General features: G+C 36.2%; 25 protein-coding genes. 18 read left to right on the top strand and 7 right to left on the bottom strand.

What is annotated here, in order from left to right; genetic code table 11:
• Positions 1-33: 33 nt before the first annotated feature.
• Positions 34-807 (top strand): hypothetical protein, encoded by a 774-nt coding sequence (locus IJF99_RS08405; RefSeq protein ID WP_292794195.1) that lies wholly within the window; start codon positions 34-36, stop codon positions 805-807.
• 61 nt (positions 808-868) lie between these two features.
• Here IJF99_RS08405 and IJF99_RS08400 read toward each other — a convergent pair whose 3' ends face one another.
• Positions 869-1357, bottom strand: a complete 489-nt coding sequence (locus tag IJF99_RS08400; RefSeq protein ID WP_292794193.1) for a DUF308 domain-containing protein — start codon at positions 1355-1357, stop codon at positions 869-871.
• A 108-nt stretch (positions 1358-1465) separates the two neighbouring features.
• Between IJF99_RS08400 and IJF99_RS08395 the strand changes: the two genes are divergently transcribed.
• Complete coding sequence (locus IJF99_RS08395) at positions 1466-2629, top strand: MalY/PatB family protein (RefSeq protein ID WP_292794190.1); 1164 nt, start codon at positions 1466-1468, stop codon at positions 2627-2629.
• Here IJF99_RS08395 and IJF99_RS08390 read toward each other — a convergent pair whose 3' ends face one another.
• Both IJF99_RS08390 and nudC read right to left on the bottom strand, forming a co-directional pair.
• A complete protein-coding gene (locus IJF99_RS08390) occupies positions 2630-4318 on the bottom strand; it encodes an ATP-grasp domain-containing protein (RefSeq protein ID WP_292794187.1) in 1689 nt (562 codons plus the stop codon).
• Between the two features lie 8 nt (positions 4319-4326).
• Positions 4327-5124 carry an NAD(+) diphosphatase gene (gene nudC / locus IJF99_RS08385; protein WP_292794184.1) on the bottom strand — a complete coding sequence of 266 codons (798 nt, stop codon included), beginning with the start codon at positions 5122-5124 and terminating at the stop codon, positions 4327-4329.
• Positions 5125-5208: 84 nt separating this feature from the next.
• On the opposite strand from nudC, the gene IJF99_RS08380 reads away from it, so the two are divergent.
• The 3 genes from IJF99_RS08380 (at position 5209) to IJF99_RS08370 (ending at position 7463) form a co-directional block, all read left to right on the top strand.
• A complete protein-coding gene (locus tag IJF99_RS08380) occupies positions 5209-5709 on the top strand; it encodes a ferritin (RefSeq protein ID WP_292794181.1) in 501 nt (166 codons plus the stop codon).
• A gap of 39 nt (positions 5710-5748) precedes the next feature.
• On the top strand, positions 5749-6396 hold the full coding sequence (locus IJF99_RS08375; protein ID WP_292794179.1) for an adhesin: 648 nt from the start codon (positions 5749-5751) through the stop codon (positions 6394-6396).
• A gap of 83 nt (positions 6397-6479) precedes the next feature.
• A complete protein-coding gene (locus IJF99_RS08370) occupies positions 6480-7463 on the top strand; it encodes a beta-ribofuranosylaminobenzene 5'-phosphate synthase (protein ID WP_292794177.1) in 984 nt (327 codons plus the stop codon).
• Positions 7464-7635: 172 nt separating this feature from the next.
• On the opposite strand, the gene IJF99_RS08365 is transcribed toward IJF99_RS08370, so the two are convergent.
• Positions 7636-8379: a glucose 1-dehydrogenase gene (locus tag IJF99_RS08365; protein ID WP_292794175.1), complete on the bottom strand. Its 744-nt coding sequence runs from the start codon at positions 8377-8379 to the stop codon at positions 7636-7638.
• A 301-nt stretch (positions 8380-8680) separates the two neighbouring features.
• Here IJF99_RS08365 and IJF99_RS08360 point away from each other — a divergent pair, with 301 nt between their 5' ends.
• Positions 8681-8863 carry a MarR family transcriptional regulator gene (locus IJF99_RS08360; RefSeq protein WP_292794172.1) on the top strand — a complete coding sequence of 61 codons (183 nt, stop codon included), beginning with the start codon at positions 8681-8683 and terminating at the stop codon, positions 8861-8863.
• 38 nt (positions 8864-8901) lie between these two features.
• Here the strand turns inward: IJF99_RS08360 and IJF99_RS08355 are convergent, their stop codons facing one another.
• Positions 8902-9333 carry an acetolactate synthase gene (locus IJF99_RS08355; RefSeq protein ID WP_292794169.1) on the bottom strand — a complete coding sequence of 144 codons (432 nt, stop codon included), beginning with the start codon at positions 9331-9333 and terminating at the stop codon, positions 8902-8904.
• 8 nt (positions 9334-9341) lie between these two features.
• Positions 9342-10643, bottom strand: coding sequence for a phenylacetate--CoA ligase family protein (locus IJF99_RS08350; RefSeq protein WP_292794167.1), 1302 nt, complete (start codon positions 10641-10643; stop codon positions 9342-9344).
• Positions 10644-10853: 210 nt separating this feature from the next.
• On the opposite strand from IJF99_RS08350, the gene IJF99_RS08345 reads away from it, so the two are divergent.
• The 8 genes from IJF99_RS08345 to IJF99_RS08310 all read left to right on the top strand — a co-directional run bounded on the left by IJF99_RS08345 (position 10854) and on the right by IJF99_RS08310 (position 15926).
• A complete protein-coding gene (locus tag IJF99_RS08345) occupies positions 10854-11564 on the top strand; it encodes a DUF2162 domain-containing protein (RefSeq protein ID WP_292794164.1) in 711 nt (236 codons plus the stop codon).
• Positions 11565-11575: 11 nt separating this feature from the next.
• A complete protein-coding gene (locus tag IJF99_RS08340; RefSeq protein ID WP_292794161.1) occupies positions 11576-12220 on the top strand; it encodes a MotA/TolQ/ExbB proton channel family protein in 645 nt (214 codons plus the stop codon).
• Between the two features lie 8 nt (positions 12221-12228).
• Entirely contained in the window at positions 12229-12549 is a 321-nt protein-coding gene (locus IJF99_RS08335) for a DUF2149 domain-containing protein (protein ID WP_292794158.1), read from the top strand.
• 223 nt (positions 12550-12772) lie between these two features.
• Positions 12773-12955, top strand: a complete 183-nt coding sequence (locus IJF99_RS08330) for a hypothetical protein (RefSeq protein ID WP_292794155.1) — start codon at positions 12773-12775, stop codon at positions 12953-12955.
• A gap of 181 nt (positions 12956-13136) precedes the next feature.
• A complete protein-coding gene (locus IJF99_RS08325) occupies positions 13137-13325 on the top strand; it encodes a hypothetical protein (protein ID WP_292794152.1) in 189 nt (62 codons plus the stop codon).
• Positions 13322-13657 carry a hypothetical protein gene (locus tag IJF99_RS08320; RefSeq protein ID WP_292794150.1) on the top strand — a complete coding sequence of 112 codons (336 nt, stop codon included), beginning with the start codon at positions 13322-13324 and terminating at the stop codon, positions 13655-13657. Before IJF99_RS08325 ends, IJF99_RS08320 begins: the two co-directional genes overlap by 4 nt.
• Positions 13658-13747: 90 nt before the next feature.
• Positions 13748-15439, top strand: a complete 1692-nt coding sequence (locus tag IJF99_RS08315; protein WP_292794147.1) for an ATP-grasp domain-containing protein — start codon at positions 13748-13750, stop codon at positions 15437-15439.
• Between the two features lie 169 nt (positions 15440-15608).
• Positions 15609-15926 carry a transcription factor S gene (locus IJF99_RS08310; protein WP_292794144.1) on the top strand — a complete coding sequence of 106 codons (318 nt, stop codon included), beginning with the start codon at positions 15609-15611 and terminating at the stop codon, positions 15924-15926.
• A gap of 33 nt (positions 15927-15959) precedes the next feature.
• Here IJF99_RS08310 and IJF99_RS08305 read toward each other — a convergent pair whose 3' ends face one another.
• Complete coding sequence (locus IJF99_RS08305; protein ID WP_292794141.1) at positions 15960-17669, bottom strand: ATP-grasp domain-containing protein; 1710 nt, start codon at positions 17667-17669, stop codon at positions 15960-15962.
• A 76-nt stretch (positions 17670-17745) separates the two neighbouring features.
• Between IJF99_RS08305 and IJF99_RS08300 the strand changes: the two genes are divergently transcribed.
• The 4 genes from IJF99_RS08300 to mch all read left to right on the top strand — a co-directional run bounded on the left by IJF99_RS08300 (position 17746) and on the right by mch (position 22829).
• Positions 17746-19302, top strand: a complete 1557-nt coding sequence (locus tag IJF99_RS08300) for a ClC family H(+)/Cl(-) exchange transporter (RefSeq protein ID WP_292794139.1) — start codon at positions 17746-17748, stop codon at positions 19300-19302.
• Entirely contained in the window at positions 19303-19803 is a 501-nt protein-coding gene (locus IJF99_RS08295) for a nitroreductase family protein (protein ID WP_292794136.1), read from the top strand.
• Between the two features lie 77 nt (positions 19804-19880).
• Complete coding sequence (locus IJF99_RS08290) at positions 19881-21788, top strand: BspA family leucine-rich repeat surface protein (protein ID WP_292794133.1); 1908 nt, start codon at positions 19881-19883, stop codon at positions 21786-21788.
• Positions 21789-21857: 69 nt separating this feature from the next.
• Positions 21858-22829 carry a methenyltetrahydromethanopterin cyclohydrolase gene (gene mch / locus IJF99_RS08285; RefSeq protein WP_292794130.1) on the top strand — a complete coding sequence of 324 codons (972 nt, stop codon included), beginning with the start codon at positions 21858-21860 and terminating at the stop codon, positions 22827-22829.
• The last annotated feature ends 34 nt before the right edge of the window (positions 22830-22863 follow it).

The following is a 22863-nucleotide window of genomic DNA, read 5'->3' as shown; positions in this document are numbered from 1 at the left end:
ATACATTTTGTAATACAAAATGGAAGTGATACAATGACAAACCAAAAAAGAACTAAAAAATTTGAATTCGGAAACGAAAGATTCGGAGGATCATACACTCCAGGGGACTTTGAAATAAATTTCCCGGAAGACATGTCCCGCGAAGAGTTCGGAAGACTGTTTCATGAAAGAATGCTGGCTTTGCACAAAAAATATGATGATAATTTTGATGAGGAAATATTTCACCACAAACCAAAAAAAGAAAAATTAAAACCGTTAAGCATACGTGTAAAACCACACACCAAGGAGTTTTTCAAAAATCATTCAATATTGTCCCCAAGAGATGTATTGGAAATGTATGAGGAATTCAACAATGGGAGTGAAGCATTCATCAATTCACTAATCGAAGAAGAAAAACAATTGGAACAGGAATTAATTGAAATCCAAGAAAAGTTGCATAATGCAAAACTCTTCAAGGAAAAACTGGTTGAAATAGAACCTGAAGGTGAAGTTTCAACTGACGAAGATAAATTGGCTAGATTACAAAATATATATAATAACACTCTAATCAAATCAATCGGAAATGAGACACCGATTGAAAAGGCTAAACAGGATATCGTAAAAGATATTCAAATCTACAATACTTTAGATGTAAGCTTCAATGATAATGAGTTTTTAATAATAACTGTATATACAAATGCTCAGCCTATTGCATATTACTTCAAAAATGAATGCTCAGATGAGGATATCTCTGAAATAATTTCTCACGTTGAAGAGTATTGCAGTGAAAATGAAATAGATTTTCGAAAAACTGAAAAATCAAACTAAAAATAATTGAAGTGTGAAATCAAATTATTCACACTTGCTATTTTTTAAAAAATTGAGGGTATTAATTTGAAATGAGCAATGACACACCTTCAATAATTAGAACGATACCAATTATGATTGCAATATATACAGGTTGGTTAATTGCAAATATTGCAAGGGCTATTGCTATGATTCCCATTACCAATACAAGAATTGAACTGAATGTGGATATGCGTGTTAAATTTGAGAACAGTCCTGCAATACCAAAAACAATCATGATGAATCCTACAATATAGAATTGCAATCCGATAAGGAATGATAATGCATCGATGTAGAATATAAATAGGAATCCAAAGATGATGGCAATTATTCCAATGGCCAAAATGATATTTGGAAAAGCATTACTTACTTCTTTTCGCATGTTCCAGCCCATAAATGCCGCTGAAATACCAAAGAACAACAGACTCAATCCAACAATTATTGAAACAAGGCCGGTTGAAAACATTGGGAATAATATGAATATCAAACCAAGTATGATTGAACCGTATCCTCCTATCTTATTTGCTTCCATTATTTCACCTCCATTTAATTTAAATATGTTAAAAATATTATTTATGTATGATGGTGGAGTTATACCTCAACTAATTAAGGATTAATTTGATGATAGAAGGGGTTCATTATGAAAAGTACTAAATTTGATTTTGAAAGTGTCATTGATAGGAAAAATACTAATTCAGTTAAATGGGATTTGTTCGACGATGATATGCCCATGTGGGTGGCGGACATGGACTTCAAAGTTGCCCCTGCCATCCAAGATGCAATAAAAAAAAGATCAAATCATCCGGTTTATGGCTATACTATTGTTCCTGACGAGTTATTTGAGTCATATATTGACTGGTGGGACAGACGATATGACTTTAAAATGCACCGTGAGGATATGGCTTATGCAATAGGAGTCATGCCGTCAATATCCTCAATGATAAGATGCCTGACCGACGTTGGAGATGAGATTTTAATTCAAACACCTGTTTATCATGTGTTTTTCTGGGTTATTGAAGAAAATGACCGTAAAGTCCTTGAAAATGAACTGATTTATGAAAATGGGCAATACAAGATAGATTTTGATGATTTGGATGAAAAATTATCAAGAGTAAAAATGATGATTTTATGCAATCCCCACAATCCGATCGGCAAGATATGGTCACGTGAGGAATTGGACAAAATTGAAGAGTTATGTAGGAAACATGGCGTAGTTCTAATTTCCGATGAAATTCATTGTGATTTGACAAACCCAGGAACCAAATATAATCCATGCAATCCTTCTGACAATGTCATAACATGTTTGTCCCCTTCAAAATCATTCAATATTGCAGGTTTTCAAAGTTCCATTGTCCACACCAAAAATAAGGAATTACTGGATAAAATCAAAAGTCAGATGCACATTGACAATTCAGATTCTTGCAATGTATTTGCAACATCTGCTGTTATTGCAGCCTATAAAGAGTCTGAAGACTGGCTTGAGGAACTGAAAGAAGTTTTATTTGAAAATAAGCAGATTGTTAAAGAATTCCTTGCCAATGAATTGCCGGTAATCAAACTTATTGAATGTGAAGCAACTTATCTTTTATGGTTGGATTGTTCTGCTTTAAATACTCATTCAAAGGTTTTGTCTGAATTTTTAAGGCAAAATCAGGGTTTGTTCTTATCTGCTGGAGTTGATTTTGGCCAGTGCGGAGACAATTTTTTAAGGATGAACATTGCCTGTCCAGAAAAATTGCTGAAAGACGGACTCAACAGACTTAAGGCAGGAATCATAGCTTTAAACAATATTAATCAGTTTTAACTAACTTTTTGATGCAATGATGATTTTACCATAATCTGATGGAGGGACTTCAATCCTTAATTTCAATGTTTTTACCAGTCCTTCTATTACTTTTCTTCCACCTGGAATATTGCCATATGTCAGTTTTGGAATTAAAATGATTCCTCCATTCTTAACACGCTCTATACTTTCCAAAAAGATTCTTGTGATTTCAGGCCCTTTTTTATTTTTAAGAGCTTCGTTCAGATAGATTATAACAGAGTCATAGTGTCCATTAATGTTTTTAATTTCTGAAGGGGAAATCTGTTTAATATTACTATTGTCTATAAACTTGTCAGTTATGAATAGAATACTTCCATTGCTGTAAGCAATTTCCAATAGGGATTTGATTTGTTCGCTATCATGTGCAATAGTTTCATTTTCATCCGATTTTTCACTTAAAATTAATGAAAATGCATTTTTTTCTATATCATGCAGAAAATTGATTTCCTTTTGAAGGGCGTAATAGTCTTCATTAACCAAATAGATTAATCCGCAGCTTGACATCAAATCTTTAGTTTTGATAAATGATTTTCCGGATAATGAGATCTCTTCGAAAGCGGTCTTATAGTGGCTTTCTAATTTTTCAGCGATATAATGTATTGATGTTGAGTCTGCAGTTAAATCATGAGGAACAATGAAATCCTTTATGGCTCCTTTTGCATATAGCCTGTAGGGTTGTTTTCTTTTTTCATGGAAAAGTGAAGGTTTTAGATATGCATCCAATATGCTGTCGGTCTCATGCTGCCCGGAAATCCTGTCCAGATATTCCGGGGGCAGTGTGCCTCCACAGGGACGGCAGTTCACCTCAATTAAAACCGGGCCTTTTTCATCAATCATGTATTCCCCGTGAACAGGTCCGTACTTAACGCCGAGCGCATCAGCTACATTATATGCATATTCAATCATTTCTGCTTCACCGAGGCTCAATTCATCCACGGTTTCCATTATGTCATATATAATGCTGCCGTCTGAGGTTTTTACCTTGGAATATTTCCAGATTAGTGTTACCTTATGATGTCCTTCACAGGATACGGTATTGACAATATATTCCTCTCCGTCAATAAATTCCTGAATTAAAAGTTCATTGTTTTCATGCCCGTAACAATTATAATCATTGAGCAATGCTTTAAAATTGTTGATGAACTCTTCTCTGTCTGAACTGATCTTCACGCTTGAAGAGCCCGCACTGAAATTCGGTTTTATAAGGACTTTCTTGAGATTTTCGCTGTCGTAAAATTCTATTGCCTCCTGCAGGGTGGTTACCAGTTTTCCTTTTATTGACCTCAAGTTGTGCTTGGCTATTCTTTCCTGCATTTTATCCTTGAGCGTCATGGCGTCGATGTTTTCATAGGAATTTCCCAATAGGTTCAAATCATGGGATAATCTTGTAGCCAGCCTCACCCCTTTTTCACTTCCTGGAAGGATTAGAATAGGATCCAATTCCTTAACCATCAAAAGGGTTTCCTCATAGCTGTCCTTTTCTCTGATTAATTCAAAATCCTCACTTATTAGTTTCATGTCTTCCTGCTTGTGATGATTGTAGGTATTTCCGTTTTCATTATCGATATTGTTCAAGTCCAGCACGACTGGATTGAAATTTCTGTCTACAATGTCCTGTATGAAATTGATTCCGGTAGACATGCATTCTACAATAACTATGTTTCTCATTTTTTCCCTCAATCTGTTGTATCGATAAAGTTCTGAACAAGCCAGTCTGAAATGCTTATGTCAGAGGCATATCTTATTATTTCATCTTTCTTGAACCACTTTGCCTTGACGATTTCGTCCCCATCCACTTTTATGTCTCCGGATTCATATTCTGCTGTAAAACCCAGCATCAATGAATTTGGAAACGGCCATGATTGGCTTTTCATATACTTTAAGTTTTTAATCTTGATTCCCACTTCTTCAAGGACCTCTCTGTGCACTGCTTCTTCAATCGATTCTCCAGGTTCTACAAAACCCGCTATTAATGCATATCTGATGGTGTCATGATAGCTGTGTTGGGCCATAAGCAATTCGCCGTCATTTCTGATAGCCACAATAATTGCAGGGGCAATGCGGGGATAGTGGTTCTGACCGCATTCGGGGCATTTTAACATCATGTCCTTTTCATCCAACTGGGTTGGTGTTCCGCATCTTCCGCAAAACCTGTGTGATACATACCAGTCGTTTACCAAAACGGCTTTTCCTGCAATATGGTACAGGTCATGGTCAAATTCATAAACTTCATATAACGGATAGAATGATTCATCACTTTCAACGTTAACCACAAATGCCTTTCTGCCTTTATAATTTCCAATGTAAAAGCAGAAATTAACGTTAAATTCAACTGATGAAGTGGGTAAGTTTTTATCATTGTCCAAATATAATTCTCTGTTTTCATTGAAAACAAATAGATAATCATCACTATTGGGAGTAATTTTTTCATCGAAATCGATTTCGTAGTTTTCATAAAGTGATTTTTCTATCATGATATAGAATTTATTTTTATTAATATAATATTTTTAGTAGGTTTTATATTAAATCAGAACTAAAGATTAAATTGGTGATAAAAAATGGTATCAGAAAATATGGAAAAAGCATTGAATGGACAATTAAACGCTGAAGTTTATTCAGGATATTTATATTTATCCATGGCAGCTTACTTTGAAGATGAAGATTTAGCAGGATTTGCAAACTGGATGAGAGTGCAGGCTGCAGAAGAACTGGAACACGGTATGAAGTTCTATGACTACATCATAAGAAGAGGTGCTTCCGTAACCTTAACAGAAATTGAAGGACCTCAAACCGAATGGGATTCTCCGGTTGCAGCATTTGAACATGTTCTGGAACATGAAAAAAAGGTATCAGGCCTAATAAACGACCTGGTTAATTTGGCTATTGAAGAAAAAGACCATGCAACCAACAACTTCCTCCAATGGTTTGTTGAAGAGCAAGTTGAAGAGGAAGAAAACGCAATGGAATTGGTTGCCAAAATAAAACTCGCCGATGGTGACAACAGACTGATCTATGAATTGAACAAAGAGTTAGGTGCACGCGCACCTTCCGACGACTAGATTGATTTCTAGTCATTACTTATTTTTTTTGGTGATAATTTGTATCCCGAAGGCCCTACAGACATCGCTCAGGTTGATTCTAGCAGATACGATTCGAAACTAATTGGCGAGAATGATTTGGGAAGTGTGCATCTGCACGGCCCATTCGGAGACATTTCTTCGCAAGTTAAGATAGCTTATGTGATAGGAATGCATCCGCTTGAAAGCAAATCCCACAGGGCTCTTTTCGATGAGTTGACATCTAAAGATGATTTAAAATACTGTTATTATCTGTATAATATTAATGTCAATGACAAGGCTTCAGAAACTGAAGGGCGTCTGGAAGGACAGCTTCTCGCTCAGGAATTCATCAAAGATGATATTATCAGTAGGGGATATGACTTATTTTTGGATATTCATTCAAACAGGGGGTCCAATGGACCCGGAGAGTATAAGATTACAAACTTTGTCTTTGCACCGGGCTTTGATGGGAAATCCTCAAAATTCATGGAAATCATCATAGATTCAATAGATGAAATTGTATATTACGAGCCTGAATTCAGATCAAGCCCTCCATTCATAACCGAACCGACAGCAAAGGCAGGCGTTCCAACGCTTGTTTATGAATGCTATTCTTATGAAGAATTTGATTATACCTGCAATCTTGCATCCAAATTAATCCGTGTTGTCGATGATTTGGATTTCTGACTTCTTTTACTAATTAAAAGAAAACTTTATTACTATTTATTAACATACATTTAAAAGGAATTATTTTAACGGATGTGAAAAAAATGATAATTAGAGCACCTTCAAGAATACATATGTCCCTAATTGACTTGAATGGGTCATATAGAAGAGTTGATGGTGGAATTGGTCTAGCATTAGCTGATCCACAATTTGTATTGGAATCTGAGCAAATAGAAAGTGGAATTGAACTTGAATTTGCAGAAACCGTAACTGACGAAGAGGCCATTCTGGAATGTAAGGAAAAAATCCCGGATGCTGCCAAAAAAACTATTGAACATTTCAATATCGATGCAGGATTTAAATTTACAGTTCATCAGACTTATCCTCCGCATTCCGGTTTTGGAAGCGGAACTCAAATTGCAGTTTCAACAGCTCATTTAATCACAGAAACAATGGGCATTGAAGTGGAAAGCAGAATCCTAAGCAGCATTGTCGGAAGGGGCGGAACCTCCGGAATCGGAACTTATACTCACGATTTGGGCGGTTTCATTGTAGATGGTGGACACAGCAAAGAAGAAAAACCTTTATTCTTGCCTTCAGGAGCATCAAAGGCAAAACCTGCTACCTTAATTGCAAGATATGAGTTCCCGGAAGAGTGGAAAATATTAATCGTCATTCCCGAAATCGAAAAGCACATGGAGGGGGATGATGAAGTGGATGTCTTCCAGACATACTGTCCTATTCCAAAGGAAGAGGTGGAACAGGTATCCCACTTGATTTTAATGAATCTTATTCCGTTCATGCTTGAAAAAGACATCAAAAACTTCGGATGGGCTGTAAGCGAGCTTCAAAAAGTAGGTTTCAATAAGCTGGAGCATAGCCTTGACTCAAGTTATCTGCCGACCATGAAAGCAATGGAAGAGGCAGGTGCTTACGGTGCGGGCATAAGTTCATTCGGACCGGTGTTATACACAGTATTCGATGAATCAAACGAATTCATTGTTGAAAAAATTAAGGATATGATTGGAGACAAGGGAACAGTCTTTGTCACCAAAGCGCAAAATCACGGATATGTTATTGAAAAATAACATTCCCAATACTTTTTTTTTAAAATAAGTTCTTTTTAGTGGTGTTAAAAAGGAAAAGTTAGTGATGAGTTAAACTTCCCAAAAATTTTCAAGCAATATATAATTAGACTAAAAAACATTCAAAAAAATAAAAATGGAAGTAGCGGATAAAATCCAACTACTTTAAAAAAACTTAACACTCAAATCCGCCGTCACATCTGATGATTTGACCGTCTACGAATTCAGATTCGTCAGAAGCAAGGAATAATGCTAATGCAGCAATATCTTCCCCTTGACCTACTCTTTTCATAGGTGCTCCGTCAACCATCATTTGTAATGCTTCTACTCCACCAATACTATCTACCATAGCGGTGTGGATAGCTCCAGGAGCAATACCGTTACATCTTATTTCAGGACCAAGTTCGAATGCCATGGATTTGGTAAGACCTGCAATAGCGTGTTTGGATGAGATGTAACCTACAAATCCAAAGTGTGCAGCGTAGGATGCTACTGAACATGTGTTAATTACAACACCTTTTCCTTTTTCTTTCATTACAGGAGCTACTAATTGGGTTAAATATAATGGAGCGTATACATCAACTGCAAATACTTTGTCCCATTCCTCTTTGGTAATTTCTAAAAGAGGTGTTACGCTTAAAAGTCCTGCATTGTTGAATAAAATGTCGACAGTTCCATATTTTTCAATGGTTTCATCAAATATTTTTTTAATGTCGTCAACGTTAGCCATATCAGCGATGACTGCGAATGCTTCTCCACCAGCTGCTTTAATGTCATCCACTACGGCGTTTGCTCTTTCTTCGTTTCTTCCTGTTACAACAACATTTGCACCTTCTTCAGCAAATAATTTAGCTGTAGAACGGCCCATACCAGAGGTTGATCCGGTTACGATTGCTACTTTTCCGTCTAGTTTTCCCATTTTAATCACCTATATTTTTAAACATTCATGCTGTATCATGATGTTATAATCAGATTTATATTGTAAAATATATTTAAATATTTTCTAAAGTATTCTAATTTTTGATATACATTTTTTAGCATTCCATGCTGAATGGTATTGATAATTGATTTTTTTTCAAAATTAATATATTTTGTCCATTAATCTAATTTCTAATTGAAACTTAATTATTTTCATTAATTCTTAATTGAATTGCCGTTAGCATAATTTAAATATACCATAACTTAAACTAATATTAACAAAACTCTTTTAAGGTGATATGATGAATAACAAAGAAAAAGTAATAGAAGCATTTAAGAATTCCGATGACCCATTAAATGCCAAAAAAGTAAGCGAAATATCCGGTGTCGAAAAAAAGGAAGTCGATAAAATCATGAAAGAATTAAAAAAAGATGATACAATCGTTTCTCCAAAAAGATGCTATTGGACTTTGGCCGAAAAATAGATGAAATTATCTAAAAAAGAAGTTTTTTCTTTTTTAGATTACAAATTATATACTTCGCTGGCTGGAACGATGGTAATATTGTTCTCAGTCAGGATATCAATTAATTTATCAATATCGTCTGCATGCAATAAAAGTATTGCTTTGCCCTCTTTTTCATGACTGAATGCATAGAGATATTCCAAATCAATTAAATTGTCTTTAATGATTCTTAAAACTGTAGTCAAACCGCCTGGTGTATCATTCATTTCAACACCGATGATGTCGGTAATTTTGACCAGGAAATTGTTCTCTTCAAGTGCTTCCTTACCTTTAATCGGATCATCTACCACCAGTCTTAAAATACCGAATTCAGAGGTATCCGCCATACACATTGCCCTAATATTCACATCTGCTACTGTCAGCACTTCTAATGGTTTTGATAAGCTCCCCATTCTGTTCTGTAAAAATATTGATAATTGTTTGATTTTCATAATCTCACCTAATGTAAGTTCCTCTCATCAATAACTCTTTTTGCTTTTCCTTCAAATCTTGGTAGTGTTTTAGGTTCTACAAGAGTTACTTTTACGCGTATTCCTGTTTCGTTTTCAATTGATTTTCCAATTTTTTTCTGTATCGCCATCATTTCCTTTATGCCGTCGAAGAAAATGTCATGTGATGCTTCAACTTTAACTTCAATCTCGTCTAATGTTCCTGGTCTTGTAACTATAATCATGTAATGAGGCTCAACATCACCGATTTTAAGCAATGCCTTTTCGATTTGTGATGGGAAAATAGCTACACCTTTAACTTTAATCATGTCATCGGATCTGCCTGTGATTCTGCTCATTCTCGCATGTGTTCTTCCGCATTCACATTTCTCATAAGTCAGTTTGGTCAAATCCTTAGTTCTAAATCTTATAACTGGCATTCCTTCCCTTTCAAGGTTTGTCAGTACCAATTCGCCGGGTGTGTTTTCACCTAAAACCTTTTGGGTATTAGGGTCAATGATTTCCGGGTAGTATATGTCTTCTGCAATATGCAGTCCTTTTTGGGCTGCACATTCCACTCCAACACCCGGTCCCATGAGTTCTGTTAGGCCGTAAATGTTATATGCTTTGGTTCCGAAGAGCTCTTCAACTCTTTGCCTGATTTCCTCTGTCCATCCTTCTGCTCCAAATCCAATTGCCTTGATGCCGAATTCCTTTGGGTCGATTCCATCTTCAAGGGCAACTTCAGCGAGGTGTATTCCGTAGGATGGTGTGAAAATCAGTCCTGTTGCTCCAAAGTCGCTCATTATTTCGATTTGTCTGCGTGTCTGGCCGGTTGAAATAGGAATGATTGCCGCTCCTACTTTGTGGCATCCGTAGTGAACTCCAAAACCGCCTGTAAACATGCCGTAACCGTGGGTGTTCTGCAGGATATCATCTTCACCTATTCCCATCATGGTGAGTCCTCTTGCGATGGTTTCAGCCCATGTATCCAGGTCTTTTTCGGTATATCCTGACACTACAGGTTTTCCGGTTGTTCCGGATGAGGAATGCAATTCTTTTATTTCCCTAATGTCTACTGCAAAGAGTCCGAAGGGATAGCTTTCCCTTAAGTCATCCTTTGTAATGAACGGTAATTTTTCAATATCCTTTAAAGTTTCAATGTCTTCAGGATAAACTTCAGCTTCACTATATCGTTTATGATAATAGGGTATTTTATCAAATGCTCTTTTAACTGTTGACTGAAGCTTTTTTAATTGTAATTCTTCAAGGTCTTGCCTTGGCATTGTTTCAATTTCTTCGTTCCAAAACATTTTTTGCCTCATTAATTTTTATAATATAATATTGCTTTTTTAGTAACTTAAATATTTAGATTATCAAAAGTCTTTTTAATTATTGTTTGCAAATATTATTATGATATTGCGTTAATTTCACATCGAAATTTGTAAAATTTTATATATTTTGTTAGACTAATATTAAATTGTAATTAATTAATTTTAATTTGATTATGGAGAATTTTTACTATGGATATGATGAGTGTTTTATGGCAGGTTGGAATATTTGCTTCAGTCCTTGTATTCGGTATCAAAATAGGATTAGCATCAGGATTGGCCAATTTGTCAAAAAAATTATTTGCAGTAATCTGCATTGCTTATGGTGGGGGTGTTGTACTTATTTCTGCTATTGCTTCATTATACTCTGAGCAATTAGTGCAGGCAATTTACAGTTACAATACAATATTCTACATTATCATGGCATCAATCATGATTATTGCAGGTTTGTTTACAATAAGGGAATGGAAGATACATGATAAGAATACATCAACCGCAACTTCTCTAGCTATCATTGCTCCTTGTCCATGTTGTTTCGGTTCAATTATTGCAAGTGTCCTAATCGTCGCTCCAACCATCGGTGTCAGTTCACTGAATTTAAGTTGGTATGCTGCAGGAGCACTTGTTGGCGTCATGATTGTAACTTATTTTGCATCAAACACAATTGTTAAGGTAATCAACAGACCTTATCCGATTGTCTTGGGCAATTTCATGCTTTTGCTCGGTGCATATTTCTTGCTTTCAGCAATTGTCATACCGAACATAGCAGGAGTATTGGCTAAAACTCAAAGTCCTATTACAATGGGTTCTCCTCAGGATGTCCTTATGGTAATTTTAGCATTTGCTATTTTAATCATGGGCGGCATCGTTTTAAATAAAAGAGGCAGAAGTATTTTAAGATAAGGTGAAAAAATATGGCTTTAAATATACCTGGAGGAGAGTTCCTAACAGGATCACTTGATGTAATTTCACAAAGTCTGACAATACCTGTACTGGTAATTCTGTTAATCATTGTAATAATTTCAATCATTACATTAGGCGGAATTATTGCGGAGTATACATCAAGGCGTAAGGTTCCTGTAGGAACAATCAGAGATTTGATTTATGAAATCAATAGAGCTGATTCAGTAGAATCATTAAAAAATGTAATTAGCAATGCAAACATTCCAAAATCACAGAAAAAGGTGTTGGCAGAAATCGCTTCTTCACAGGAATTAGGTAACCCCTCAAGAGAAGCGCTTGCACGTAAGTTATTTGAATTCGAAGAAGAAAAAACAATGGATAACTTACAGAAAACTGATATAATCACTCGTATCGGACCGACATTGGGATTGATGGGTACTTTGATTCCTATGGGTCCTGGTCTTGCGGCACTGGGTGCAGGAGACATCAATACTCTGGCATCTTCATTGACCGTTGCGTTCAACACTACAATTGTCGGTATCGGTTCCGGTGCGTTATGTTATGTTATCGGTAAAATCAGGTCTGGCTGGTATGACAGGTACCTGTCTGATTTGGACGCTTTGATTGATTCAGTGCTTGATAAAACGAATAATTAGTGGTGCTTATGGTAAGAAAAGGTGGAAGGCGCAGATCAAAACGTGTCGAAGAAGACCCGATGGCAGGAACATCCAACCTTGTGGATGCAATGCTCGTCATTGCAGTAGGTTTTCTGGTTTTCGTTATCATAAGCTGGAACATGCAGGCAATGATTGACCCTACCCAGAATGTGCATGAACAGATGCAGCAGAAAATGACTGAAGTAGACCAGGGACAGGAGTTGAACGAGACTCCCGACGTTTCAAATTCATCCGGTCAGGGATATACTGAAATGGGTAAAGTTTACAAGGATCCTTCTACGGGTAAGCTGATAATGGTGGAAGGTTGACCCTTTCACATTCAAACTTTTTTTTCGTTAAATTTTTCTTTTCGAATTATCATCAAACTTTCTATTTTTACAATCAAAAATTTTCCTCCAGTTCAAGCGTTATTTTAATATTTTAAACAGTCAGAGATATTTAATTTTGTTTTAAATGTATCTAACTGTCCCATGCTTAAATACTCCAATATTTTTAAATATTATTATATGAAAAGTTAGGAGGGGGTATGAAATGAATAGGAAAGCATTAGGTTTGGCATTGATTATAGTACTAATCTTTTGTTGCGGCATAGCATTTGCCAGTGAAAATAACACCACAGCTCTTGAAATAGGCAGTGATGAAATATTGGAAATCCATAATGAAACAGTGCTGCAGGACGGCGAACAGGTGAATGCAACAAGTGCTGGAATATGAAACATCACCTTCAGCGATGGCTATAACGGATACTGCATAAATCTATCAAAGGACCATGCGGAAAACGGCAGCGTATTCACTCCAAGGGACACATCACATGCAATGAACAACAAGTATAACACATCAATCGGAAATTATCTTAAGATACTGTTCGTCGATTTCTATGAATGTGCTACAGGCAATGCGGGATGATGCGGCTGAAGTGATATGGGACTTTTCTGATAGATATTATCTGCAAAGCACCAATCCGATAACACAGGCTATTCTCGAACTGGCCGAAGAAGGTCGCACTATTCCTGACATGGCGAAACTAAACAGATTGATGAAAACACTAAAGCAACATTCGATTTTGAAGTTTTTGATCCATTGAATGATAATCTGCAGAATTATTTCGGATACAAAATAACATTGTCATCCATTGAAGATGACACCAATTCTTCCGATGACAATCACACAGAAGACAGCAATAATTCAGCTGATGACAATCAAACTGAAGATGACACCAATTCAACAGATGACGAAACGGAAAACAATGAGATTGCTACAGGAATGGAATTGGATGAAAACACCACTCAAGAAAATGAAACAGGTGCTGTCTTCAATAGTGGAAACTCATTTTCCCATAACGCAACTGGAATTCCGATATTGCTGCTATTGATTGCAGCTATAATTGGATTCAGTTCAATTAGTAAAAAAGATTAGGCTGAGGGAAATTTCATTTCCTATTTCTTTTTTTTTAAATTCATTAAACTATTTAATAATGATTTAACAAAATTAATATTCGGTGTAAAAATGAGAAACATTGTCATTGTAGAATGCGTATCTACTGGGATTAATTATGTTCAGGATATTCTAAATAGAAATTATAGTCCTGTAGTTTTACAGACTAAAGCTGTAGAGTCTGAAGAAGGTAAAATCTATCAAAAACTTGTTGAAAGCTCTTTTGCAGCAATTGATGCTGATTTTGAATTGATTAGAGAAAAGGACACCTATGAAGAAACCCTAGAGATGGTCAGGAAGTATGATCCCTTGTTGGTGGTTCCGGGTTCTGAAAAAGGAGTTATTTTAGCCACAAAATTGGCCAATGATTTAAATTTATTATGCAACCCTATTGAAAATCTTGATTCAATGACTTTAAAGGATAAAATGCAGGAAAGACTTGCTGAAAAGGGTCTCAGACATATCCGTGGTCGCAGAATCTCATCTATTGAAGAGGCGGTTGATTTTTATGATGAGGAAGGCTTGAAGGAAGTTGTTGTAAAGCCGATTTATGGTGCTGGATCTGTTGGTGTAAGGGTATGCATCAATAAAGAGGAAATGATTCGGGCACTTGAGGAAGTGCTGGACGATGTAAACATTTTTGGATATAGTGATGTTGATTTTGTGGTCCAGGAACGTATTGACGGTGAGGAATATATTGTAAATACCGTTTCCTGCGCAGGAACTCACAGAGTAACCACAATCTGGAAATATGCAAAAATCAAAACTCCTGAAGGTGGACACATTTATGATTACCAAACGGCAGTTAATGAATTGGGTCTTGGTGAGGCAGACCTTGTTGAATATGCCTATAAAGTGTGCGATGCAATGGGTATTCAGTATGGTCCTGTTCACGGGGAATTCATGCTTGATGAGAGGGGTCCGGTTTTGATTGAAGTCAATTGCCGCCCAATGGGTGGAGGGATGGATGCGGAATATTTAGACAGACTTTCCGGCCAGCATGAAACCGACAGCGCACTTGACTCATATCTAAATCCTGATAAATTTAACTTTGAACTTCGAAAAGGATATCACTTATATGAACATTCCCATATCAAATATTTCATCATTCCAAATGATATTCTAGCCCAATCCAATCCAATGATTCATATTAGTGACAAATTGAAAACACATTACAAGTCTGTTCTTGATGAAATTAATCAGAATCAGCCTTTTTTGAAAACACAGGATTTTGAATCCACAGGAGGAACTGTCTTTTTAATTCATCCCGATGCTTATGAAGTTAGAAAAGACCTTGATTTCTTAAGGAGCATAGAGAAGAATGCATTCCAATTGGTCTTAAGTGACGGTTCACAAAAAAGAACGGATTTGGATGAGGCCGAATCCTTTGAGGATGTCAGATATTTATTGAACATGATTCATGCATATGGGACAACATTATTCGTTACAGATCAAATTTTTGACTATAACAACATATTTCAAGTCAATCCTGATGAGATTGAAGGGATTAATGCGGAATTTGATTGCGTCATCGTCAATTTGAATGAAAGCATTGTCAACAGAAAGGACGATTATATAGTTTCATTATTTTTGAAGATTATCAGTAAAGTCAAGGTCGGCGGGTTGATTTTCATCCCTCATTCAACTTATCAATACACAGCTAATGGAAGATTGGGTGCTGAAGTATTGGTCCGCGCTTTGGATTTAAAATTACAATTGCCTTTGCATGATTTAAAAGGTTTTGTAATCGCATCAAAACAATGAAAGAGGATTATCAATGAGAAATATTATACTTGTAGAACCGGGGTCAACAGATTCGAAGGAAAAAGTCAGATGTTTTTTCATCTCATCCTTCTTATTTTTTTGAACCGATTATTTTATAAACATGTTTCATTATATTAATACTTACGAATTTTTAATGGTGTTTAATGATATGGAATTCTGTCCTGATTGCGGTGCAATGCTAATGCCAAAGAAAGGCATAATCAGATGTAGATGCGGCTTTGAAAAATCACTTTCAAATGAGGATATTAAGAAGCAATACTATATGGATGGTGAAAAAAATCCCGAAGCGAAGGTGATTGTAACCGACAGTAACAATGTAGCTCTGCCTACAACCACAATAACCTGCTACAAGTGCGGTGGAACAAAAGGATACTGGTGGACCGTACAGACCCGATCGGCAGATGAAGCCCCAACCAATTTTATACGTTGTGCAAAATGTGGAAACACATGGAGAAGTTCAAATTAACTGTAAACTTCCCCATTAATTTAAAAAAAGAAATTATTTTTTAGAAGCTATAATAATGTTTTCCATTCCATAAGGAGGAAGCTCAATTTTAAGGTTCAACAGTTTTATCAATGCTTCTACACCTCTCCTTTCATTGGTGAAAAGTTTGTATGTGGATTTTGGAATTAGTATTAATCCTCCGGCTTTTATTTTATCAAAGCTGTCCAACAGGATGTTGACTAAATCTCCAGTACTGTTTTTGATCATACTTTCATTTAGATTGACAATTATGTAATCAAATTCACTTCTGATGTTTCCAAGTTTGTCTGGGGAGATCTGTAAAACATCAATGTCTGGTATGGTTTCATCGGTAATGAACAGTCCAGTTCCGTACACGTCACCTATGTCTATTAATCTTTTGACTTTATCCAGGTCAATATTTTCATCTTCAGTTTCTATTGGTTTTTCTTCACTTAAAACTAATGAAAACGCATGTTTTTCAACGTTTCTAAGGTAATTAATATCATCCTGGATTACACCATAGTCCTTATGAGCCAAATATACAATACCGCAACTGCTGTCTAAATCTTCAGTTTTAAAGTATGTTTTCTTATCTGTTTCATCAAAATCATCCATTGAAGTTTGCACATGGCTTTCTAATTTGATACTGATGTTTTCCATTGGTGAGGAAATCGCCACCATGTCTTTAGGCACAATAAAGAATTTCAATGCTCCATGACCGTGTAGGCGGTATCTGTTTTTTAATTTTTCTTTGAAGCGGTCAGGTTTTAAATAGGCATCCAATATGCTGTCTGTTTCGTGCTGGCCTGAAATTTGGTCAAGGAATTTAGCAGGCATATGCCCTCCGCATGGACGGCAATTGACCTCTATTAAAACGGGACCTTTTTCATCAATCATATATTCACCATGAACCGGACCGTATTCTATTCCAAGCGCATCCGCCACATTATATGCATATTCCACCATTTCCGCTTCACCAAGGTTTAATTCATTCACGGTTTCACAGGTATCATATACAATAGCTCCGTCTGTTGTTCGTATTTTGTTATATTTCCAAACCAAAGTCACGCGGTGATGCCCTTCGCATGTTACGGTATTTACGATATATTCATCACCAAGAATGCGTTCCTGAACTAGAACTTCATTTAATTCATCACCATATCTGTTGGTTTTTGACAATAGTTCGTTCAGATACATTATCATTTCTTCCTTGTCTGTACAGATCCTTACGCTGGCTCCTCCACAACTGTATGTAGGTTTCAGCACCACTTGGTCTAAATCTTCGCCGTCATAGAATTCTATCGCTTCTTCGATTGTTTTTATGACTTTTCCTCTTATTGAACGAAGGCCTTTTTCAGCTAGTCTGTTTTGCATTTCATCTTTTAGGGTCATTGAATCAAGATTTTCAATATCATTGCATTTCAAATTCAAGTCATATGCCAATTTGCTTGCCAGAATAACCCCCTTTTCATTTCCGGGCAAAACCAAAATAGGGTCCCATTCCTTCACCATTTCAAGAGTCTCTTCATAAGTGTCCTTTTCAGTAATCAAGTCGAAATCATATTCAACCTCTGAATGTTCATTCCGGAGTGTTTCTTCATAATCTTTTCCAATATCTGAGTCCGCATACTTGGTGTCAAGCATTACCGGATTGTAACCTCTATTAATTATATCTGCAATAAAATTAGTTCCTGTTGATTTACATTCAACAATAATGATGTTTTTCTTATTTTGCATGTTCATAGAAAATAGTTTATATGAGGTGATATTTATATTTTGGAAGATAATTTATATGATTTGTAATAAAAAATATTAAGTGATGAAGGCACTCGAAAGAACACTAAAATCAGTAAGTGAAAATCCAAAATATATTTTCCGTTTAACGGTTCAAGGAGTATTTGTGGGCATATTTGCAGGACTGATGGTCTGCTTATACCGTTTTTTACTTGCAGGTTCGGAAAGCATTTTAAGAGACTATTTAACTATCATACATGGGAATGTATTTTACATAATATTATTTTTCATTGCACTTGCTGTCATGGGTCTTTTAATCGATTTTTTAACTAAATGGGAAGTTGACTCTGCTGGAAGCGGCATTCCGCAGGTTTATGCTGAGGTAAAGGGCCATATGGAGGCAAACTGGATTAAAGTGTTATTTTCAAAAATAGTTGCCGGTGTTTTAACTGCTTTGGGCGGACTGTCACTGGGTCCTGAAGGTCCCTCAGTTCAGATTGGAGGTATGGCCGGAAAGGGAATCGCCAAACTATTCAAGGGATCAAAAACCGATGAGTTAAGGTTGATTCTTGTAGGTTCTGCAGTAGGTATTACAGCTGCGTTCAATGCGCCATTGGCGGGAGTTATTTTTGTCTTTGAAGAAATCAACCATGGATTCGACAAGACACTTGTTTTCATAGCATTGGTTTCTGCAATAGTGTCTGATTTTATCTCAAAAATAATCTTCGGCCAGTCCACAATATTAAGTTTTCCCGTGCTAAATATTCCCCTTGCTTCTTATTGGATTCTAATCGTATTGGGGATTTTCATAGGCCTTTTGGGTTATGTCTACAATATTGGAATGATCAGGTCCAATGATTTTATGAACAGTCTTAAAATCCCGTCCTGGCTCAAATTCGTATTGGTCTTTATGGTTTCAGGTGTTGTTGCATTGCTGATTCCTGAAATCAGTGATGGAGGACACTTTATGATGGATATGCTGGATGTGGCAATTCCATCACTTGGGATATTATTGTTATTGTTAGTTTTAAAATACCTGTTTTCAATGTTTTCATTCTCATCAGGAGCGCCTGGAGGAATATTTTTACCGATTCTGGTATTGGGTGCTTATATTGGTGCGGTATTCGGTTCTGTGGTTGTTCCGGTATTCGGATGGGAGCATGATCTGATTTATCGGTTCATAATTATTTCAATGGCCGGATTTTTCGCAGCGACAGTTAGGTCTCCAATTACAGGCATTGTTCTTTTAGCGGAGATGTCCGGGTCAACCGAGTCTCTTGTGGCGATGGTCATTGTATCATTAATCGCTTATGTTGTTCCAACTTTACTTGGCAATGAGCCGGTTTATGAGTCATTATATGACAGATTATTATTAACTAAAAACAGGGAGTATGTTAAAAAGCCTTCAAAACATGTATTGTCAGAATATCTGGTTCCTTTAGATTGCAATTATATTAATTTTAAAATCAAGGATATTCCTTTCCCGAAAAATGCTATAGTGGTATCTGTAATCAGAAACGGCAAATACATAATTCCAACAGAGGACTTTAAGATAAACTATTCTGATCAGATTCAGGTTTTAACCGATAGAAATGATTATCCGTTTGTACGTGAAGAAATTGAAGAGTTGTTTGGTGGTTAAATGAGTTTAATATTTAAAAGAAGAAGTGTACGTAAATATTCGGATGAAAAGGTTCCCGATGAGATAATTGAAAACCTGCTTAAAGCGGGAATGCAGGCACCTTCCGCTTGCAACCAGCAGGCATGGGAATTCATTGTCGTTTCCGATAAGGAGGATAAGGAAGCTATTTCAGAAATGCATCAGTTTGCCAAACCTGCTGCCAATGCATCTCATTTGATTGTCACATTAGGAAATCTGAATAAGGCCAAAGCCCTTAGAATGATTGAACAGGACTTGGGGGCATGCAATGAAAATATACTTCTTCAGGCGACCCATGAAGGATTGGGTGCTGTTTGGCTGGGTTTTCATCCGGTTGAGGATCGAACATTAAAGTTAAAGGAGTATTTAAATATTCCTGATTATTGCATTCCATTCTCTGTGATTTGTATTGGATATCCTGCCCATGAAGGAGAAGTAAAACTTAGATATGACCCGTCTAAAGTTCACTTTGACAGGTTTTAGAAATATAAAATTTTTTTAAGGCTGATGTAAGAATTATATATTCAATATGACAAAGTAAATATTGAAGAGGACTTGACATGGCTAGAATTTATTTGAATGATTTTGAACATTTAAACACAACTACTGAAAGCATTTATGAATTGCGCGAATTTAATGTTCTTATTATATTGACCAACGGTACAAATCTAACCAATTGGGCTGATGTTAAAAACCGTGAGGACATTCAATTCATTAGTGAAGATTTGTTCGGCGAAACAAATCTGGCCGGAAGATATAAGGACATGGTTAATCTTAAGGCCATAGTTACATTTGGCGTTGGAAATGTCGCATCAACACGGGACATGTTTTCAGGTTGTGAATCATTGGTGGAAATCTCTTCATTGGATAATTGGGACCTTTCTCGGGTAAATGATGTCAGCAACATGTTTAAAGGATGTTCAAGTTTGGAGGATATCTCTCCTCTGGCCAATTGGGACATGTCAAGCGTTATCAATATGTCCTGCATGTTTATGGGCTGCAGTTCCATAGAGGACATTTCTCCGCTTGCCGCCTGGGATGTAGGCAAGGTGGACGATATGCATTATCTTTTTTCTGATTGCAGGCAAATCAGGGATATCTCACCTTTGAAAAATTGGGATGTCAGCAATGTGAAGGATATGGGATGTCTTTTTGAATTCTGTACATCTCTTGAAAACATTTCCGCTTTAAAAAATTGGAATATGAACAATGTTTTCAATTTAACAGCATTGTTCAGAGGTTGCATAAGTCTTAATGATATTTCAGCCGTATCCAATTGGGATTTAAGCGCCATGACACGTAATAAAAGTCTTCTGTCAGTATTTTCTTATTGTACTTCTCTTAAAAATATTTCCCCTTTGAAATCATGGGACCTGTCCAATATAAATAGGATTTCAGGACTTTTTGAAGGATGTAGTTCTATAAAAAACATTTCAGCTCTGAAGGATTGGGATGTTTCCAATGTAACCTCTTTCGAATTCCTGTTTAAGAACTGTTCTTCACTGACAAACATTTCAGCATTGAAGGATTGGGATATTTCTAAAGTCAATTCCCTAAAAAGCATGCTGAACGGATGTGAACTTCTTGAAAATGTTTCAGTTTTTGAATCATGGGATGTCAGCAATATCAAATCAACTGAAGGGATGTTTAAGAATTGCAGTTCACTTGCTGATGTTTCCGCCTTGAAATCATGGGATGTGGGAAATATCAAATCAATGGAGGGAATGTTTAGAAACTGCAGTTCACTGGTCGATGTTTCAGGTTTGGATGATTGGAAAGTCTCTGATGGGGCAAACATAAATCTTCTTTTTGATGACTGTGAATTGATAGAAGAATATCCTCTATGGTATAAGATTGATGTATTGAAGGATAAGGATTCAGATCCCGAAATTCGAAGAAAAATAATTCAAAATCTCGACAAATCCTTTTTCAGGAAATTCAATTTAAATGATTTCGACGACATTACTCAATTATTCATTGTTCAAAATTCTAGCAATCAGTCATTCCTGGCATACATTGTTGACAGATCACAAATAAAGCCGGTTCAGGAAATTACGTTAGATAAGATCACCGATGAACAGGTGTTGGCGGATATTGCAATACATGACCATAACTATGATATTTTATCATCTGAGAACCCTTCAACTGGTTTAAATTATAAATTCTATTTCTATAACCGTGAAAATGCTCTGTTAAAAGTTAAAAATAGAGAGTTGCTTGTTAAAATAGCTAAAGAAAGTCAGTATAAACTTGATAATATGGATTATATGTTGGATTATGTTGATACTGAAGAGGAATGGATTGACATTGTTTTAAACTCCATTTCTAAGGATGTTCGTTTATTCGCTTTTGATATTCTGGAATCCGACGATGCATTTCAAAGAATCATCGATGAGTCAGGCGATGAAGATATTTTAGCCAAGGCTCAGGAAAAAATCAATGTCGAAGAAATTGTTAGTCAAACTTAAATAATAATAACAATATAATTCTACATAATAACTTAAGATATTAAGTTAAATTTTTTAGAGGTTAAAACTATGGTAAGTGTAAACGTAGAAGCTAAAAAAACCGTAGATGTAATGATTGAAAAAGCAGATGAATTAAACATCGCTGTTGCAACTTTAGATAATGGCGCTACTGTTATTGACTGTGGTGTTAATGTAGATGGAAGTTTTAAAGCAGGAGAACTTTATACTAAAGTTTGTCTTGGCGGACTCGCAGATGTTGGAATTTCAATTCCAGGAGATTTGTCTGAAAAATTCGCACTTCCTTCAGTAAAAATCAAAACTGACTCACCTTCAATTTCAACCTTAGGTTCACAAAAAGCAGGCTGGTCCGTATCCGTGGGAGATTTCTTTGCATTAGGTTCAGGACCTGCAAGGGCAATCGCATTAAAACCAGCTGAAACCTACGAAGAAATCGGCTACGAAGACAAAGACGCTGACTTGGCCATCTTAACTTTGGAAGCTGACGTATTGCCTGGTGAAGAAGTTGCCCAATACATTGCTGATGAATGTGACGTTGATGTTAAAGATGTTTACTTGCTTGTAGCTCCTACATCTTCCCTTGTTGGATCCATCCAAATTTCAGGAAGAGTTGTTGAAAACGGAACTTACAAAATGTTGGAATTTATTAAATTCGATGTAACCAAAGTAAAACACGCCGCAGGTATTGCACCAATCGCACCGGTTGACCCGGACGGACTCAAAGCAATGGGCAAAACCAATGATGCTGTTTTATTCGGTGGAAGAACTTACTACTATGTAGAATCCGAAGAAGGCGATGACATTGCTAACGTAGCAGCACAATTACCATCTTCAGCAGCTGACGGATATGGCAAACCATTCTTTGATGTATTTAAAGAAGCAGGATTTGATTTCTACCAAATTGATAAAGGAATGTTTGCTCCTGCAGAAGTAGTAATCAATGATTTAACCACAGGTAAAATTTATAAGGAAGGATTTGTCAACGCTGACTTGCTTAAAAAATCCTTTGGTGTAGATGAATAGATTCACATCTATTCACTTTTTTTCTCTTTTTTTT

This window comes from Methanobrevibacter sp. (genome assembly GCF_017406825.1).
Lineage (GTDB): Archaea > Methanobacteriota > Methanobacteria > Methanobacteriales > Methanobacteriaceae > Methanocatella.
Note: the sequence above shows the minus strand (reverse complement) of the source record. Positions and strands in the feature narration are given on the sequence as shown.

Coding starts and splice junctions, on each gene's coding strand:
- IJF99_RS08405 (WP_292794195.1), top strand. CDS start 34: ATGACAAACCAAAAAAGAACTAAAAAATTTGAATTCGGAAACGAAAGA.
- IJF99_RS08400 (WP_292794193.1), bottom strand. CDS start 1,357: ATGGAAGCAAATAAGATAGGAGGATACGGTTCAATCATACTTGGTTTG.
- IJF99_RS08395 (WP_292794190.1), top strand. CDS start 1,466: ATGAAAAGTACTAAATTTGATTTTGAAAGTGTCATTGATAGGAAAAAT.
- IJF99_RS08390 (WP_292794187.1), bottom strand. CDS start 4,318: ATGAGAAACATAGTTATTGTAGAATGCATGTCTACCGGAATCAATTTC.
- nudC (WP_292794184.1), bottom strand. CDS start 5,124: ATGATAGAAAAATCACTTTATGAAAACTACGAAATCGATTTCGATGAA.
- IJF99_RS08380 (WP_292794181.1), top strand. CDS start 5,209: ATGGTATCAGAAAATATGGAAAAAGCATTGAATGGACAATTAAACGCT.
- IJF99_RS08370 (WP_292794177.1), top strand. CDS start 6,480: ATGATAATTAGAGCACCTTCAAGAATACATATGTCCCTAATTGACTTG.
- IJF99_RS08365 (WP_292794175.1), bottom strand. CDS start 8,379: ATGGGAAAACTAGACGGAAAAGTAGCAATCGTAACCGGATCAACCTCT.
- IJF99_RS08360 (WP_292794172.1), top strand. CDS start 8,681: ATGAATAACAAAGAAAAAGTAATAGAAGCATTTAAGAATTCCGATGAC.
- IJF99_RS08355 (WP_292794169.1), bottom strand. CDS start 9,333: ATGAAAATCAAACAATTATCAATATTTTTACAGAACAGAATGGGGAGC.
- IJF99_RS08350 (WP_292794167.1), bottom strand. CDS start 10,643: ATGTTTTGGAACGAAGAAATTGAAACAATGCCAAGGCAAGACCTTGAA.
- IJF99_RS08345 (WP_292794164.1), top strand. CDS start 10,854: ATGGATATGATGAGTGTTTTATGGCAGGTTGGAATATTTGCTTCAGTC.
- IJF99_RS08340 (WP_292794161.1), top strand. CDS start 11,576: ATGGCTTTAAATATACCTGGAGGAGAGTTCCTAACAGGATCACTTGAT.
- IJF99_RS08335 (WP_292794158.1), top strand. CDS start 12,229: ATGGTAAGAAAAGGTGGAAGGCGCAGATCAAAACGTGTCGAAGAAGAC.
- IJF99_RS08330 (WP_292794155.1), top strand. CDS start 12,773: ATGAATAGGAAAGCATTAGGTTTGGCATTGATTATAGTACTAATCTTT.
- IJF99_RS08325 (WP_292794152.1), top strand. CDS start 13,137: ATGCGGGATGATGCGGCTGAAGTGATATGGGACTTTTCTGATAGATAT.
- IJF99_RS08315 (WP_292794147.1), top strand. CDS start 13,748: ATGAGAAACATTGTCATTGTAGAATGCGTATCTACTGGGATTAATTAT.
- IJF99_RS08310 (WP_292794144.1), top strand. CDS start 15,609: ATGGAATTCTGTCCTGATTGCGGTGCAATGCTAATGCCAAAGAAAGGC.
- IJF99_RS08305 (WP_292794141.1), bottom strand. CDS start 17,669: ATGAACATGCAAAATAAGAAAAACATCATTATTGTTGAATGTAAATCA.
- IJF99_RS08300 (WP_292794139.1), top strand. CDS start 17,746: ATGAAGGCACTCGAAAGAACACTAAAATCAGTAAGTGAAAATCCAAAA.
- IJF99_RS08295 (WP_292794136.1), top strand. CDS start 19,303: ATGAGTTTAATATTTAAAAGAAGAAGTGTACGTAAATATTCGGATGAA.
- IJF99_RS08290 (WP_292794133.1), top strand. CDS start 19,881: ATGGCTAGAATTTATTTGAATGATTTTGAACATTTAAACACAACTACT.
- mch (WP_292794130.1), top strand. CDS start 21,858: ATGGTAAGTGTAAACGTAGAAGCTAAAAAAACCGTAGATGTAATGATT.